Consider the following 15,106-nt stretch of genomic DNA (forward strand, 5'->3'; position numbering starts at 1 on the left):
CTTTTTATGATTTCTAGGAATTTTCTTAATTGATATGCGTTTTCCCTAATGTAAGCATTAAAAGAACTGCTGCTTTTATGGAGTTCGCAGGCTAAGACGCCCCTTTTTGTATTACTTTATAATAGTATTTAATTATTAAGTCATATTAGTATGGACTCGTTTTACTGGATTTTGACTGGTTTTATCTGGTTTGACCACGAAGGCACTAAGACACGAAGCTTTCTTTTACCTTACTACTCAATAAAACACTAAGGTTTTACTTGTATATACATGTACTTATATATACACCCCCTTAATTCTTATAAATACTACTTCCCCGATAGTAGTTGAAATCCTTTTGTGGCTGGGGTTCAGCACAAAAGATTGGAACAGATAGCAGGAAATAGCTCCTAAACCAAAATCAAATTACAAATCTTAAATTCCAAATTCCAAACTGAATTCATAGTAAACTCAACAGGCCTCAAAAACCTGTCGGGTTTCGTGGACCGAGAATTACTCTTATATATTCATAGTAGCACCTTCTCCTTATATAGATACAAAAATAAACCCGACAGGTTTCAGAAACCCAATGATTGAATTTACTGAGGTACCTTATATACAGTACAAAGAAATACCACTGGAGATAATTATTAAACATACTCTTATATATTATGGTATAAACATGTATATATGTATTGTATGTATTTCTGTAATGCGTTATATTTGCATTCACAAAATTATAAACAATGATTAAGATTACTTTACCCGACGGGTCAATTAGAGAGTTTGCTTCAGGTGTAACTCCGATGGAGGTTGCTAAGAGCATTAGTGAAGGATTTGCTAGAAACGTGATTTCTGCTTCTTTTAATGGTACAACAATAGAAACCGAAACTCCATTGACGACCGACGGTAGTCTTATTTTATATACATGGAATGATGCAGAAGGAAAAAAAGCTTTCTGGCATTCGACTTCACACGTAATGGCGCAAGCGCTTGAGGAATTGTTTCCTGGAATTAAACTGACCCTTGGACCTGCAATTTCAAACGGTTTCTATTATGATGTGGATTTTGAAGATCAAAAGATCACTGATGCTGATTTTAAAAAGATCGAAGACCGTGTTCTTGAAATCTCAAGAGGAAAACATGAATTTAAAATGCGCCCGGTTAGTAAAGCGGATGCTTTAGAACTATATAAAGATAACGTTTACAAGACTGAATTGATTTCGAATCTTGAAGACGGAACTATTACTTTTTGTGATCATGCTACTTTTACTGATTTATGTAGAGGTGGACATATCCCGAATACTGGTATCATCAAGGCTTTTAAAATTATGAGTGTTGCGGGTGCTTACTGGAGAGGTGATGAGAAAAACAAACAGCTGACTCGTGTTTACGGAACTTCTTTCCCGAAACAAAAGGACCTGACTGAATATCTTGAACTTCTTGAGGAGGCTAAACGTCGTGATCACCGTAAATTAGGTAAGGAACTTGAATTGTTTGCTTTTTCTCAGAAAGTTGGTCAAGGTTTACCTTTATGGTTACCTAAAGGTGCAGCTCTTAGAGATCGTTTGGAGCAGTTTTTAAAGAAAGCTCAAAAGAAAGCTGGATATGAGCAAGTGGTTACTCCACATATTGGTCAAAAAGAACTTTATGTTACCTCTGGTCACTATGCGAAATATGGTGCTGATAGTTTTCAGCCTATTCACACTCCTGCTGAAGGCGAAGAGTTTTTATTGAAACCTATGAACTGCCCTCACCACTGTGAGATTTATAACGTAAGACCTTGGTCGTACAAAGATTTACCTAAGCGTTATGCTGAATTTGGCACTGTATACAGATATGAGCAATCTGGTGAATTGCACGGTTTAACTCGTGTGAGAGGGTTTACTCAGGATGATGCGCATATTTTTTGTACTCCGGAGCAGTTAGACGAGGAATTTAAAAAAGTAATTGACCTTGTACTTTACGTATTTGGCTCGTTAGGCTTTGAAAACTTTACTGCTCAAATTTCGTTGAGAGATCAGGAAAACAGAGATAAATATATAGGGTCTGATGAAAATTGGGAGAAAGCTGAGAATGCGATTATCAATGCCGCAGCAGATAAAGGACTGAATACTGTAGTAGAATATGGCGAGGCTGCTTTTTATGGCCCTAAGCTTGACTTTATGGTTAAGGATGCTTTAGGAAGACAATGGCAATTGGGTACTATTCAGGTTGATTACAACCTTCCTGAACGTTTTGAATTGACCTATAAAGGAGCTGATAATGAATTACATCGCCCGGTTATGATTCACAGAGCTCCTTTTGGATCTATGGAACGCTTCATAGCAATTTTACTGGAACATACAGCAGGAAATTTCCCACTTTGGTTAATGCCGGAACAGGCTATAATCTTGTCTTTGAGCGAGAAATACGAAATATATGCTAAAAAAGTTTTAGATTTGCTAGAAAATCACGAAATTCGCGCCCTAATTGACAACCGAAGCGAAACTATTGGTAAGAAAATTAGAGATGCTGAAATGCAAAAAATACCGTTTATGCTTATTGTAGGTGAGGAAGAGGAGAAAAACGGAACTATTTCGATCCGTCGTCACGGGCAAGAAGGAAAAGGGAATATTACAGTTACAATTGATGAATTTGTCGCTATTGTAAACGAAGAAATAAAAAAGACATTAAAAGTTTTTACAGTTTAACTTAAATTATAAAGTCATAGCAATAAGAAGCAACAGAGGTTACCAACCTCGAGTAGAAAAAAAAGATGCACACAGAATAAATAACCTTATTCGTGGTGTACAAGAAGTAAGACTAGTAGGCGAGAACATCGAACCAGGTGTGTTTAAGCTTGCAGAAGCTTTACGTTTAGCGGATCAGTTCGAATTGGATTTGGTTGAAATTTCGCCAAATGCTGAGCCGCCGGTTTGTAAAATCATGGATTACAAGAAATTTGTTTACGAACAAAAGAAACGTGATAAGGTATTAAAAGCTAAGTCAACGCAAGTTGTAGTAAAAGAAATTAGATTTGGTCCTCAGACGGATGAGCATGATTACGAATTTAAAAGAAAAAATGCTGAGAAGTTCCTAAAAGAAGGTGCTAAACTAAAAGCATTTGTTTTCTTTAAAGGACGTTCTATTATCTATAAAGATCAAGGACAAATTTTATTACTTCGTTTGGCTACAGACTTAGAGGAGTATGGCAAAGTGGAAGCTATGCCCGTTTTGGAAGGAAAGAGAATGATTATGTTCATTGCTCCTAAAAAGAAAAAATAAATTATTTGCTCTAAGCAATAAGCTTTAAGCAAATAGTTGATGTAAACTTTTGCCTAAAGCTTAAAGCTTAAAGTTTTTGAAAAATATAAGTAAGTAAGAATAAATTAAAACACTAGGAAAAATGCCTAAAATGAAAACAAAATCTAGCGCCAAGAAACGTTTCAAAGTTACTGGTTCTGGAAAGATTAAAAGAAAGCATGCTTTTAAAAGTCACATCTTGACTAAAAAATCTAAAAAACGTAAATTAGCTTTGACTCACTCAGCGCTAGTTCACAAAACAGATATGAAAAGCATTAAACAACAATTAAGAATTATCTAATAATTCTTTAGGTTAAAAAATTATTTATATAACCTTGGAGTATGGCTTTTAAGTTCCTTTGATTTAATTCAGGACGCCTGCTACAAAAACACATTAAAATTATGCCAAGAGCAGTAAATTCAGTTGCTAAAAGAGCAAGAAGAAAAAAAATAATGAAGCAAGCCAAAGGTTTCTTTGGTAGACGTAAAAACGTTTGGACAGTTGCTAAGAATGCAGTAGAGAAAGCAATGTGCTACGCTTACCGCGATAGAAAACAAAACAAAAGAAATTTCCGTGCATTATGGATTCAACGTATCAACGCTGGAGCTAGATTGGAAGGAATGTCTTATTCTCAATTCATGGGTAAAGTAAAAGCTAACGGAATCGAATTGAACCGTAAAGTTCTTGCAGATTTAGCAATGAATCACCCTGAAGCTTTCAAAGCAATACTTAACAAAGTAAAATAAACGTTTTATAAACTCAATTTAGATTACTTACTTATCATAGAAAAACCATTCGTTAACACGAGTGGTTTTTTGCTTTTAGGATCATTTGGAAATTCTCGTTTTAAGAATTAAATTTTAAAATTACATTTGTATACAATCATACACATTATGCAAAAGGCACTTTTACAACATATTGAAAAGATAGTACAGTTAGACTCTGAAGAAATCAACATTCTGGATTCTTGCTTAAGTGTAGCTTCCATTAAGAAGAAAGAACTTGTATTAGAAGAAGGCCAGATTTGTAACATGCTTTACTTTATTATTAAAGGCTGTATGAGACAATATATCATCAATGATAAAGGAATTGAACAAACGCTTCAATTTGGTATTGAGAATTGGTGGATTACGGATTACCTGAGTTATCATAATCATATTCCGTCTCATTTTTATATACAGGCCGTAGAGAAATCAGAGGTAATTGCTATAGAAAAATCAACTTTAGAATCCATTCTGTTTCAGATTCCAAAACTGGAACGTTACTTTAGAATTGTTGCACAAAAATCTTTTGGTGCAGCACAAATGCGAATCAAGTTTTTATTTACCATGTCGGCAGAAGAAAGGTATCATCATTTTAATGGTTTACATCCTGAATTTGTTCAACGGGTTCCGCAATACATGCTTGCCTCCTATCTCGATTTCTCGGCAGAATTTATGAGTAAAATCAGAGCTGGTAAAATCTAGATTCATTTCTTGAAGTACTTCAAGTTTTTTAAAACAGTTTTCCCTGACCTTTGTATCAAACTTTAAAAAACAAGTAAAATGAAACCAAGAATTGTTATCCCTACAGTTGCTCCTGAAGCGTATGAAGCTTTAATGAATTTAGAAAAATACAATGCAACTACCTCAGTTACTCCTATACAAAAAGAGCTAATTAAAATTCGTGCCTCGCAAATAAACGGTTGTGCATTTTGCCTTAACATGCACACTGCAGATGCCAGAAAATATGGTGAAACTGAAAAACGTATTTATCTGATAAGCGCCTGGCGTGAAGCAGACGTTTTTACCCAAGAAGAGCAGGCAATATTGGCTTTAACCGAACAAATTACGATGATTAGTAATCATGTTTCTGATGAAGTTTATCAGAATGCTGCGCGCTTTTTTGAGGACAAATATCTAGCTGAAATCATATTGCTTATCATCACAATTAACTCCTGGAACAGGCTTGCAATCGCAACAGGAATGAGAGCAATTTAATTTCAGGAATACAAATTCTGTATTATATATGGGCAATACTTTAGAATAATGATGTATTGCCCTTATAATGCTGAATATCAAAGCAAAAACAAAACTTGAAATAAAAAGAAAATACCGTATTTCTACTCTTTTTTAAAAACTAAAATTCTTTACTTTTGGCGCATGATACCACAGAGATAATGCGCAGCTTTCTATATATAATTTTCACTTTTCTAGTTTTTTTTTCCTGCCAACAGAAAAGCAACAAAACCCTAAAACAAAAAAATACAAAACCACAAATTGACCAACTAATTAAAGTTGCCAATAGCTTTTATAATAGTAATGATTTTGACAGTGCTTTTTATTACCACAACAAAGTAAAAATTATTTGTCGCCCTGTAACTGATGTTGAAAATTATGTAAGCACTTTAAATAAAATGGCCGACATTCAGCAGATTCACGGTGATTATGCCGGAAGCGAATCTACAGCTAGTGAAGCATTACCTTATTTAAAACATATAAAAAACCCGCAATATGCATGGAATACCTATGTCATTTTAAGTATTAATTATTTAAACACATACGACTATAAAAATGCAATATTATACAATCAAAAAGCTTTACAGTTACAAACAGATACATGGCGAAATCTAGCAGCGAAAAACAACATCGCAGTTATTTTGATTGAAGAAGAAAAATACAAGGCGTCCCTTGAAATTTTTCTTTCTTTAAGTATAAAAGAACAAGTAATACGTAATGATTTGTTTTATGCTAAAGTATTAGACAACATTGGCTTTTGCTATTTTAAAACAAATGAATTTGAAAAGGCAATTTATTATTTGAACAAAAGCCTTAAAATAAGACAAAAGGAAAATAAACCTTTTGATTTAGGCAAAAGCTATCTTCATTTGGCCAAATTCTATGAAAGAAGGAACTCTTCTCTGGCAAAAAAATACATGCTATTAAGTTATGATCAGTTTACTATTGTAAATAATGCTGACGAAAGGTTATCTTCCTTAAAACTAATAATCCAAAATACTTCCGGCTCAGAACTAAAAAAATACTCGACTAAGTATGTTGATCTCGTTGATAGTATTTTTGAAGTGAGACAGAAAGTTAAAAATCAGTTCGCACGTGTAAAATACGATTCTAAAAGAGAGAAAGAGGAAAATTTACGACTTAAAACTAATACGGTTGAAAATGAGCTACAACTGGAAAGACAAAAAAACCGAAATATAATTTCATATATTATTATCGTTATTAGCTTGAGTTTAATAATAGTATTGTATCTATATCTGACTTCGAGAGGAAAGAAAGAAAAAATTGAAGCGACTTACAATAGCGAAACCCGAATTGCCAAAAAACTACATGATGAACTTGCCAACGATATTTACCATACTATGGCATTTGTTGAAAATAAAAACCTGGCGATAACCGAAAACAGGGAGCAATTACTAAATAATCTTGATGTTATTTACTCCAGAACCAGAGATATATCAAAAGGAAAATGCTCTATCATTACTGATGAAAATTTTGTTCTGACTCTAAAAGAAATGATTTCAGGTTTTAATACTACAAACGCTAGTATTATTTTAAACGATTTAGAGACAATCTCGTGGAATAGTCTTGACATAACTAAGAAAACAACTGTTTACAGAATACTGCAGGAGTTACTTGTAAACATGAAAAAACACAGTGATGCCACCTTAGTAGAAATCAATTTTAAAAAAACAGAAAAAAATATTATTGTAAATTATCGTGATAATGGAAAAGGTGCTGATCTAACAAAATTATCTTTTAAAAACGGACTTCATAATGTCGAGAACAGAATTCATTCAATAAAAGGGACGATCGAAATAGATTCAGATCCAGGAAAAGGTTTTAAAGTCTTTCTAAAAATTCCATTATTATGATAAAAAAGATTTTAAAATCAATCCCGAACAAAACCGTTTTAAAGTATTTTTTGGCCATTCTTATTTTTTTAATAATAGGATGTGTGATCTATTTATTAAAATCTCCAAAAAATGAGCCTTGTACTAAAGCAAAATACAGTAAAACTGACATAAGAAAAATTCTTAACAAAGCAGATATTTTATTCGATTCATATCGATTAGATAGCTCTTATTATTATTTTAACAAAGCACAATTGTTTTGCAATACCAATACAAATTACATAGATTATGTTTATGCTCTTACCTGCATGGCAGCGATTGAACAAATTCAGGGCGACTTTGTTGCGAGCGAAATATCATTGACAAAAACACTTCCGTATTTAAAAAAAATAAAAAAGCCAAGGTTTGCTGCAAATGTTTATGAACAGTTTGGCGCCAATTATTATTACACATACGATTACAACAACTCTCTTTTATATTACAGAAAGGCATTACATCTCAAAACGAGTACTTATAGAAAAGTTGTAGTTCTTAATAGTATTTCTCAAATATATATAAAACAAAAAAAGATAAAGCTCGCTGAAAATATATTAACGTCATTATCAAAAATTAAAGTAATATACAACGATGACAAATATACAAATGATCATGAACTTGCCAGAATATTTGATGACCTTGGACTTTGTTATCAAGAACAGGGAAAACCGGAAGCTCTTGAGTGGTACAAAAAAAGTCTGGCCATACAGTTAAAACTAAAAGATACTTATTCCCTTTTATACATCTATCTTCATATTGCTGAATTTTTTCAACTCAGTAAACCTCTGGAAGCGCAACTTTATGCGAAAAAGGCATATTATCTTTCTAACGAATTAAATGACGCGCCTAATAAACTTCAGAGTTTAAAATTGCTAACTAAAACCAGTCAGGAAGATAATCTAAAAAAATATTCCCAACAATTTATTCAGCTTTCTGATAGTATCGAGAAAGTAAGGATGACTGCTAAAAATCAATTTGCCAGAGTTAAATACTATTCTAAAAAAGACAAAAGTGAAAACCTGCAGTACAAAGCAGAAAAAGCAAAAAATGAGCTACAGTTAGAAAGGCAAAAAAACCGTAATATTATTTCGTACATCATCCTCTTTTTTACCACCATCTTCAGTTTATTTCTTTATTGTTACTTAACCATTAAAGGAAAAAAAGAAAAAAATGATGCAATACTTAAAAGTGAGATGCGAATTTCGAATAAACTGCGCGCTGAACTGGCTCATGATGTTTACGAGACATTGACATTTGCAGACAATATTGATCTGACAAAAGAAGATAATAAAGAAACAATACTGAATAATCTTGATACTATTTATGCCCGAACAAGAAATATTTCTAAAGAAAATAGCGCTATTGCTACCGGAAAAAATTATTCAAGCGCTCTAAAAGAAATGATTTCAGAATTTAAAACTCCTGAACTGAATATCTTATTAAATGGTTTTGATTTGATTTTATGGGACTGTATCGAAAAAAATAAAAAAATAGTTCTTTACAGAATTTTACAAGAATTATTTGTCAACATGAAAAAACACAGTCAGGCAACCTTAGTGAGCATTAATTTTAAAATTACTGACAAAACCATGACGATAATTTATAACGACAACGGGATTGGAACGAAAAATAGTACACCAAATTTAAAAAATGGATTGCAAAATGTGGAAAACCGTATTAAAACTATAAATGGAAATATTATTTTTGACAACAATTCAGAAAAAGGATTTAGATTAAGTTTCACCTTTCCTTTGTAAACACCATTATATGTTCAAAAAAGTTTTAGTTGCCGAAGATTTAGACAGTATAAGCATAGCCGTTATTCAGGTACTTGAAGATTTACAAGTTCAAACCATTGATCATGTCAAATATTGTGATGATGGTTTATTAAAAATAAAAAAAGCATTGCTTGAAAACGAGCCTTATGATCTACTCATAAGCGATTTATCTTTTAAGTCTGATCACCGTAATATCACTCTTTCGAGCGGCGAAGAGCTTATTGAGGCAGCGAATGAAGTGCAGCCTAAATTAAAAAAAATAGTGTTTTCTATTGAGGATAAGTCGTATCGTATAAAATCTCTTTTTTACGATTTAAGTATTAATGCCTATGTTTCAAAAGGAAGAAACAGTATTATCGAATTAAGAAAAGCGATTGAAGGTACTTTTAGAAACGAGGAAAAAATTCTTTCTTCAGATTTATCTTTTAGTTTTAATGATAAGGCGCTGATTGAAATTGAATCTTATGATATTTCTATTTTAAAACTTTTGGCTAAAGGTTATATACTGGAAAATATCTCGAGCGAGTTTAAAGCTTCATCAATAACTCCAAACGGAACCAGCAGTATTGAGAAACGCATCAATAAATTGAAAATATACTTTAAAGCGAACAATAACGTCCACCTAATTGCGATTGCAAAAGATTTTGGCCTAGTGTAAATTTTATAAGGTTTTTACGGAATCCCGTAAGGAAATGACTTTTTATAGATTTAAGTTTGTGTAGAATTTATTAACCACCTAATGAAAACTAAATATAAAAGTAATTCAGGGAAGAGTTTGCAACAAATGTTCATCTCAAAAATTAATACTACTCAAAATAAAATCGTTATGAAAACCATGCTACTTTGTCTTTTTCTATCATTAAGTTTTGCATTTGTTTCTGAAAAAACAGGATGGCTTGAAATAGACTGGAAAATTATTTTCATACCCGCTCTTCTTGTTTTGCAAATCATCATCATAGGGACTGCTTTAAAAAACAGGTATAAAAAAGAATAATCTACATTTTCTTCACAATATATTCCTTAAGATGAACGCAATCTATACAAACCTATTTCATCTACAGTAAAACAGCGCGTCTAAAAATTTTAAATTCTTATATTTGAATTTTTACTTACAGCATGAAATATATTTTAAGTTTTGTTCTTTTATTTTTTACCGTCCTCACCTTTTCACAAACTAAACTTCTGTCCTGGAATTTAGAAAACTTTGGAAAATCTAAATCTGAATCTGAATTAAACTTTATAGCCAATACTATCTTTGAGTATGATATTGTAGCTATTCAGGAAGTTGTTGCAGGATACGGTGGCGCACAAGCTGTAGCTAAACTTGCCATGTTGCTAAACGAAAAAGGTACAAAGTGGGATTATTCTATCAGTGATCCAACAAGCAGCAGCAGTTATAAAAAGGAACGTTATGCTTTTCTTTGGAAAACCAGTAAAATCAAACTAAAAGGAAATACCTGGTTAGAAAAAAAGTACCATCTTGAAATTGACAGGGAACCTTATTTTGCGACTTTCGAAATAAATAAAAAGGCCGTAACGCTGGTTAGTTTTCATGCTATTACTAAAAGCAGGCAACCAGAAACTGAAATTAAATACTTTAAATTTCTTCCTGGTGAATACCCTACTCTCAATTTAGTGTTTTTAGGTGATTTTAACTCTCCTCAATCCCACACGGTATTTACTCCTTTAAAAAAAATGGGGTACTCTCCTATTTTACAAAATCAAAAAACGACATTAAAGCAGCAATGCAAAAACAATATCTGCCTGGCCTCTGAATTTGATAATATGTTTTACAAAACAGGTTCTTTAGAATTTACTAATTCCGGTCTAATTCCGTTTTATAAAAACTTCAATTCATTAAAAGAAGCCCGAAGAATATCAGATCATATTCCTATTTGGTTCGAATTTTATGTGAAGTAATTATGTTTTTAATTTTTTCTTTCTTGCAGCAGGAAATAAAACATTATTCAGGATCAAACGATATCCCGGAGAATTTGGGTGTAAATCTAAGACTGTAGGAGGATCTCCAACCTGATGCTGGAAATCTTCAGGGTCATGGCCTCCAAAAAAAGTAAACATTCCTTTTCCTTTTTCACCATGAATATATCGTGACTCGCCATTAAGTTCGCAGGTTCCCATTATTAAAACATTCGATTTTATTAATGCGGTATCAAATGATGTTGTTTGGCCCATAAATCCTTTTACTAATTGTGTATGATTCTGGCATAACATACTTGGAATTGGATCCCATTTAGCAGAAAATTCCATTAAAGTAAAATAATCTTTTTCCATCGGAATCCTACGCCTAGAGGTCATATCAATATCTGAAAACTCATATACCTCTGGTTTTCTTTCTAATGTAAAGTCTTTAAAAGCAAATGAATTTCCGTAATTTAATTTTGACTGGTAATTGGATTCACTTGCATCACCATCAAACATTGCTTCGCAAATGTCAACACCATCAGCCGAAAGTGCAATATCGAAACTGTCTGTTGCAGAACACATCGCAAACATAAAACCTCCACCAATAACGAAATCCCGGATTTTTTTTGCAACCGCTCCTTTTTCTTGTGATACTTTACCATAACCTAATTTTACAGCTAGAGCCTCGGCATCTCTTTTTTGATCTATATACCAGGGTGTATTTTTATATGCGGCATAAAATTTACCATATTGTCCTGTAAAATCTTCATGGTGTAAGTGCAACCAATCGTAAAGCAGCAATTGATCAGTTAAAACTTCTTCATCATAAATAGGTGTAAAAGGAATTTCGGCATACGTTAAAACTAATGTTACAGCATCATCCCAAGGTTGTTTTCCTTTTGGGGTATAAACAGCAATTTTAGGCGCTTTTTCGAGAATAACCGATTCCATATTTTGTGACGGACTTGAGATATCGTTTAAAATCGAAGCTTCTTCTGTATCCGAAAGTACCTCAAAGCTTACTCCGCGAATCTTGCATTCTTTACGAATTTCGTCAGTATCAGGCAACAAAAACGAGCCTCCACGATAATTAAGCAACCAACTTGCCTTATAATCTTTACTTAAACACCAGTATGTTATTCCGTAAGCTTTTAAATGGTTTTGTTGTGTAGTTTCATCCATCGGAATTAAGATAAACGAAGCTTTTGCTGTTAATGAAAGTAGAAATATGAAAATATAAACTAAGCTCTTATTCATTAGAAAATTATTTTAGTAAAGATATAAAGTAAGCATTTAAAAATACAACAGATATGCCGGTTTTATACTTTTTTTAATGTTAAATAAGAGTTTATGAGAAATGATTTAGAAGCGCATTTTTGTCAAAATCAGGTAAAAACACCTATTTCATAAAAGCATATTATAATTACATTTGCTGTCCCGAGTCATCAAACTAATCAATGAAAAACCAAGAACCATGAAGTTTAATGATAGTAATAACCAACCAAAGGGACTAAATGTAATGCAAAAAATAGCTTTATGTGTACTTGTCTTAACGATAATTTTATACTACGTACTTTCGATTCAATTTTTGACAAGCTAAATTTTAAATTGATAAAACTGCAATTTCGTTTTGAATCGCATACACCACTAATCCTGCAATATTTCTGGACTCCGTTTTTAGTAATAAATTATTACGATGTCCCTCTACGGTTCGCGGGCTTAAATAAAGATGCTCAGCAATTTCTGTGGTCGTTTTTTGCAGGCAAATAAGCTGAAGAATTTCTATTTCGCGAGGAGAAAGAAAACTTGTTTCTAAATTTCCTTTTGAATTTTTAGTCGAAATAATTGTTTCCTGGATTGTTTTGAGAACATTCTCACTATAATAAAAGCCCTTTTTTGAAACTTGATTTATGGTGTGAATTAAATCTTTTGGCGTTGTATTTTTAATTAAGTAAGCAACAGCACCAACCTGAATCATATTTGCGATAAACGATTTTGTATCATAACTCGTTAAAGCAATTATTTTAATTTCGGGAAATGATTTACGGATTATTTTGGTGGCTTCAACGCCATTAAGGACAGGCATTTTCAAATCCATCATAATAATATCCGGTTTGATTATGCTGTCATTTAAGTTAGACAGAAGTTCTTCTCCGTTTGATGCTTCAAAAATAATATCGATATTATCTTCTCTTTGCAATAAAAAAGATATTCCTTTACGGAATAAAACTTCATCATCTACTAAAGCAATTTTAATAGCGGCACTCATTTTTATTTGATTTTGGTCGTTTGGTTCGTCGAAATTACAAAATATCAAACGAAAACAGCCTCAGAATCTTAACATATTAAACAAAAAGCGTGTTTGTTTATCGATTTTAACTTAAAAAGTGAAAATTACGGCGATACCTTTACCCATCTCAGAGTCAATTTCTAAGGTTCCGTTTAAAAAAGAAACCCTGCTATCGATATTTTTCATTCCTAATCCTTTTTGATTTTCAGCATTTTTACTGTCAAATCCAACTCCGTTATCTTTATAATGGCAGGTATTAATTCCGTTTTGATTCTCAAAATTGATCCAAATCTGACTTGATTTGCCATGATTTAATGAATTGTTCATTAATTCCTGCAAAATCCTAAAAACATGTAAATGACGATCAATCTCTTTTTCATCGAAATCAATTTCATTTTCATAAGTTACTTTTACAGATTTACTGCTTTCGAATTCCTCGCATAATTCCTGAATACCGGCATTAAGTCCAAATTTCTCAAAAACCGGAGGCAATAAATTATGGGCAATTTTTCTGGAATTCTCTAAAGCTTTTGCCGTTAGATTAATAATATTATCAGTAATCTCTTTGGTCTCGGCTTCGGTTAAATTTGGAGCAGAAAGTAAATGGGTATTTAATGAAACAATATTAAGTTTAGAACTAATATCATCATGTAAATCCTGAGCAATTCGTTTTCGCTCTTCTTCCTGCGTAACAATCACAGCATGTAATTGTTCTTTTTGATATTGTAATATCAAATCTCTTTTTTCTAATTCCTTTTGAATTATTTTTTTTCTTGAAAAATAGAAAAACACCACTAAAAAAACAGCAACCACCATCAAGAAACAGGACGTATATAAAATAATCGCCACTATTTCTTTTTCGTAATCAAGATTTGTACTCATAACTCAGCATTCTTTTTTGAAAAACTCTTTATCCATTCAAATAAAATAAAAAAGTAATAAACGATAAATAAAAAAGCATTTAATCTCCAGCTAAGATATTTAACATCATTACTTAACCCTACAGTCAGATTACCAACTAAGAATAAAACCGTACTTCCAAACATATATCCAATAATACCTATTGTAAGATAGTAATATTGTTTATTTTCTGTAATCATATTGTAAAAATGAATTAAAGCAAAAACAACCGTTAATAAAGAACTGACAGTAATTTGAAATAAATCAAACTTAAATTGCAGACCGGGATTATAAACAAGTCTTGCCAGTAAGATTAATAATGTAAAACCTAAAGCTATCAGAACAAATTTTTTTTGAACTTTATACTTGTACAATGACCTGTAGAACAATCCCAACAAGACCATCTGACCAATAAAGAAAAAATTCATCAGCAGTAAATTTTTCATTTTTAAATGATACAGAACTTCCATTCCAAATTGTACTAAGAATGAAAATACTAAATAAAGCAATAAAAAAACATTAGCTTTTTCCTTTCGGAAAAAGCTAAATGAATATAAACCTACAGTGACTGCTAAAAGTAAGTAGCCACAATATATTAAAAAATCATCCATTACACAAGCGGACTAGTCGGGTCTCCATAAGGTGGACACGGACGAGTTGCATCATAAACAACTGATTCTGCATTTTCAACTGCTCCATCTCCAGAGAAGAACACATCTCTATAAATTCCTTTTTCATCTAATTTTGTTCCCACAAAAACTAAAACCTGCTCGCCAGCAGCATTAATAGCTTTATAAGCACGAACAGCATCAATTGGATTGGCCAATACTGATTTTAAAGTTGCTAACGGAATAAGGTAAGCCCCTGTTTTCTTGCCCAACTCATCTTGTTCAGCACTTGCTTTGCGATAGTTTGCGGTCCAGGTTTCAGCAACAGACAAGCTTACTTCTACACTACCTAATTTTTCGAAATTTTCTTCTTGTGACATAATCTAAATTTGTTTTTGGTTATTAATTAATATACAATTCTTGGAATCAATTGTTTAGCTAAACTACTCAATTTTA

The 15,106-nt window shown here is 32.2% G+C and carries 16 protein-coding genes; 11 read left to right on the plus strand and 5 right to left on the minus strand.

The annotated features are described in order from the left end of the window. Positions 1-725 precede the first annotated feature (725 nt). From thrS to IRZ78_RS25345, 11 genes are all read left to right on the plus strand, one after another. Positions 726-2,672 (plus strand): threonine--tRNA ligase, encoded by a 1,947-nt coding sequence (gene thrS, locus IRZ78_RS25295; RefSeq protein ID WP_173972430.1) that lies wholly within the window; start codon positions 726-728, stop codon positions 2,670-2,672. A 22-nt stretch (positions 2,673-2,694) separates the two neighbouring features. Then, a complete protein-coding gene (infC, locus tag IRZ78_RS25300; RefSeq protein ID WP_072964996.1) occupies positions 2,695-3,246 on the plus strand; it encodes a translation initiation factor IF-3 in 552 nt (183 codons plus the stop codon). 121 nt (positions 3,247-3,367) lie between these two features. Beyond that, positions 3,368-3,565, plus strand: coding sequence for a 50S ribosomal protein L35 (gene rpmI / locus IRZ78_RS25305; RefSeq protein ID WP_022827375.1), 198 nt, complete (start codon positions 3,368-3,370; stop codon positions 3,563-3,565). 101 nt (positions 3,566-3,666) lie between these two features. Beyond that, positions 3,667-4,011, plus strand: a complete 345-nt coding sequence (gene rplT / locus IRZ78_RS25310) for a 50S ribosomal protein L20 (RefSeq protein WP_041515545.1) — start codon at positions 3,667-3,669, stop codon at positions 4,009-4,011. A 147-nt stretch (positions 4,012-4,158) separates the two neighbouring features. Then, positions 4,159-4,731: a Crp/Fnr family transcriptional regulator gene (locus IRZ78_RS25315; RefSeq protein ID WP_194620257.1), complete on the plus strand. Its 573-nt coding sequence runs from the start codon at positions 4,159-4,161 to the stop codon at positions 4,729-4,731. 78 nt (positions 4,732-4,809) lie between these two features. After that, positions 4,810-5,244 (plus strand): carboxymuconolactone decarboxylase family protein, encoded by a 435-nt coding sequence (locus IRZ78_RS25320; RefSeq protein ID WP_194620259.1) that lies wholly within the window; start codon positions 4,810-4,812, stop codon positions 5,242-5,244. Between the two features lie 416 nt (positions 5,245-5,660). Continuing rightward, positions 5,661-7,136 (plus strand): tetratricopeptide repeat-containing sensor histidine kinase, encoded by a 1,476-nt coding sequence (locus IRZ78_RS25325; protein ID WP_228520621.1) that lies wholly within the window; start codon positions 5,661-5,663, stop codon positions 7,134-7,136. Then, a complete protein-coding gene (locus IRZ78_RS25330) occupies positions 7,133-8,908 on the plus strand; it encodes a tetratricopeptide repeat-containing sensor histidine kinase (protein ID WP_194620260.1) in 1,776 nt (591 codons plus the stop codon). The genes IRZ78_RS25325 and IRZ78_RS25330 overlap by 4 nt, the downstream gene beginning before the upstream one ends. Before the next feature lie 10 nt (positions 8,909-8,918). After that, positions 8,919-9,587 (plus strand): response regulator transcription factor, encoded by a 669-nt coding sequence (locus tag IRZ78_RS25335; protein ID WP_194620261.1) that lies wholly within the window; start codon positions 8,919-8,921, stop codon positions 9,585-9,587. An 81-nt stretch (positions 9,588-9,668) separates the two neighbouring features. Beyond that, the gene (locus IRZ78_RS25340) at positions 9,669-9,923 is read left to right on the plus strand and encodes a hypothetical protein (protein WP_194620262.1); all 255 of its coding nucleotides are present in this window, start codon (positions 9,669-9,671) and stop codon (positions 9,921-9,923) included. Between the two features lie 122 nt (positions 9,924-10,045). After that, the gene (locus IRZ78_RS25345; RefSeq protein WP_194620263.1) at positions 10,046-10,849 is read left to right on the plus strand and encodes an endonuclease/exonuclease/phosphatase family protein; all 804 of its coding nucleotides are present in this window, start codon (positions 10,046-10,048) and stop codon (positions 10,847-10,849) included. On the opposite strand, the gene IRZ78_RS25350 is transcribed toward IRZ78_RS25345, so the two are convergent. The 5 genes from IRZ78_RS25350 to IRZ78_RS25370 form a co-directional block, all read right to left on the minus strand. Further along, entirely contained in the window at positions 10,850-12,109 is a 1,260-nt protein-coding gene (locus IRZ78_RS25350; RefSeq protein ID WP_194620264.1) for an asparagine synthetase B, read from the minus strand. A gap of 346 nt (positions 12,110-12,455) precedes the next feature. Continuing rightward, the gene (locus IRZ78_RS25355; RefSeq protein ID WP_194620265.1) at positions 12,456-13,121 is read right to left on the minus strand and encodes a response regulator transcription factor; all 666 of its coding nucleotides are present in this window, start codon (positions 13,119-13,121) and stop codon (positions 12,456-12,458) included. Between the two features lie 111 nt (positions 13,122-13,232). Further along, positions 13,233-14,024, minus strand: a complete 792-nt coding sequence (locus IRZ78_RS25360) for a histidine kinase (RefSeq protein WP_194620266.1) — start codon at positions 14,022-14,024, stop codon at positions 13,233-13,235. After that, complete coding sequence (locus IRZ78_RS25365; protein WP_194620267.1) at positions 14,021-14,653, minus strand: hypothetical protein; 633 nt, start codon at positions 14,651-14,653, stop codon at positions 14,021-14,023. Before IRZ78_RS25365 ends, IRZ78_RS25360 begins: the two co-directional genes overlap by 4 nt. Continuing rightward, positions 14,653-15,030, minus strand: coding sequence for a hypothetical protein (locus IRZ78_RS25370; RefSeq protein ID WP_194620269.1), 378 nt, complete (start codon positions 15,028-15,030; stop codon positions 14,653-14,655). The genes IRZ78_RS25365 and IRZ78_RS25370 overlap by 1 nt, the downstream gene beginning before the upstream one ends. Positions 15,031-15,106: the final 76 nt, after the last annotated feature.

The sequence above is a fragment of the Flavobacterium sp. CSZ genome (genome assembly GCF_015350725.1).
Taxonomy (GTDB): Bacteria; Bacteroidota; Bacteroidia; order Flavobacteriales; family Flavobacteriaceae; genus Flavobacterium.

Excerpts from the sequence above, each read along its gene's own strand:
- thrS (WP_173972430.1), top strand. The coding sequence starts at position 726 with ATGATTAAGATTACTTTACCCGACGGGTCAATTAGAGAGTTTGCTTCA.
- rpmI (WP_022827375.1), top strand. The coding sequence starts at position 3,368 with ATGCCTAAAATGAAAACAAAATCTAGCGCCAAGAAACGTTTCAAAGTT.
- rplT (WP_041515545.1), top strand. The coding sequence starts at position 3,667 with ATGCCAAGAGCAGTAAATTCAGTTGCTAAAAGAGCAAGAAGAAAAAAA.
- IRZ78_RS25315 (WP_194620257.1), top strand. The coding sequence starts at position 4,159 with ATGCAAAAGGCACTTTTACAACATATTGAAAAGATAGTACAGTTAGAC.
- IRZ78_RS25320 (WP_194620259.1), top strand. The coding sequence starts at position 4,810 with ATGAAACCAAGAATTGTTATCCCTACAGTTGCTCCTGAAGCGTATGAA.
- IRZ78_RS25325 (WP_228520621.1), top strand. The coding sequence starts at position 5,661 with ATGGCCGACATTCAGCAGATTCACGGTGATTATGCCGGAAGCGAATCT.
- IRZ78_RS25330 (WP_194620260.1), top strand. The coding sequence starts at position 7,133 with ATGATAAAAAAGATTTTAAAATCAATCCCGAACAAAACCGTTTTAAAG.
- IRZ78_RS25335 (WP_194620261.1), top strand. The coding sequence starts at position 8,919 with ATGTTCAAAAAAGTTTTAGTTGCCGAAGATTTAGACAGTATAAGCATA.
- IRZ78_RS25340 (WP_194620262.1), top strand. The coding sequence starts at position 9,669 with ATGAAAACTAAATATAAAAGTAATTCAGGGAAGAGTTTGCAACAAATG.
- IRZ78_RS25345 (WP_194620263.1), top strand. The coding sequence starts at position 10,046 with ATGAAATATATTTTAAGTTTTGTTCTTTTATTTTTTACCGTCCTCACC.
- IRZ78_RS25350 (WP_194620264.1), bottom strand. The coding sequence starts at position 12,109 with ATGAATAAGAGCTTAGTTTATATTTTCATATTTCTACTTTCATTAACA.
- IRZ78_RS25355 (WP_194620265.1), bottom strand. The coding sequence starts at position 13,121 with ATGAGTGCCGCTATTAAAATTGCTTTAGTAGATGATGAAGTTTTATTC.
- IRZ78_RS25360 (WP_194620266.1), bottom strand. The coding sequence starts at position 14,024 with ATGAGTACAAATCTTGATTACGAAAAAGAAATAGTGGCGATTATTTTA.
- IRZ78_RS25365 (WP_194620267.1), bottom strand. The coding sequence starts at position 14,653 with ATGGATGATTTTTTAATATATTGTGGCTACTTACTTTTAGCAGTCACT.
- IRZ78_RS25370 (WP_194620269.1), bottom strand. The coding sequence starts at position 15,030 with ATGTCACAAGAAGAAAATTTCGAAAAATTAGGTAGTGTAGAAGTAAGC.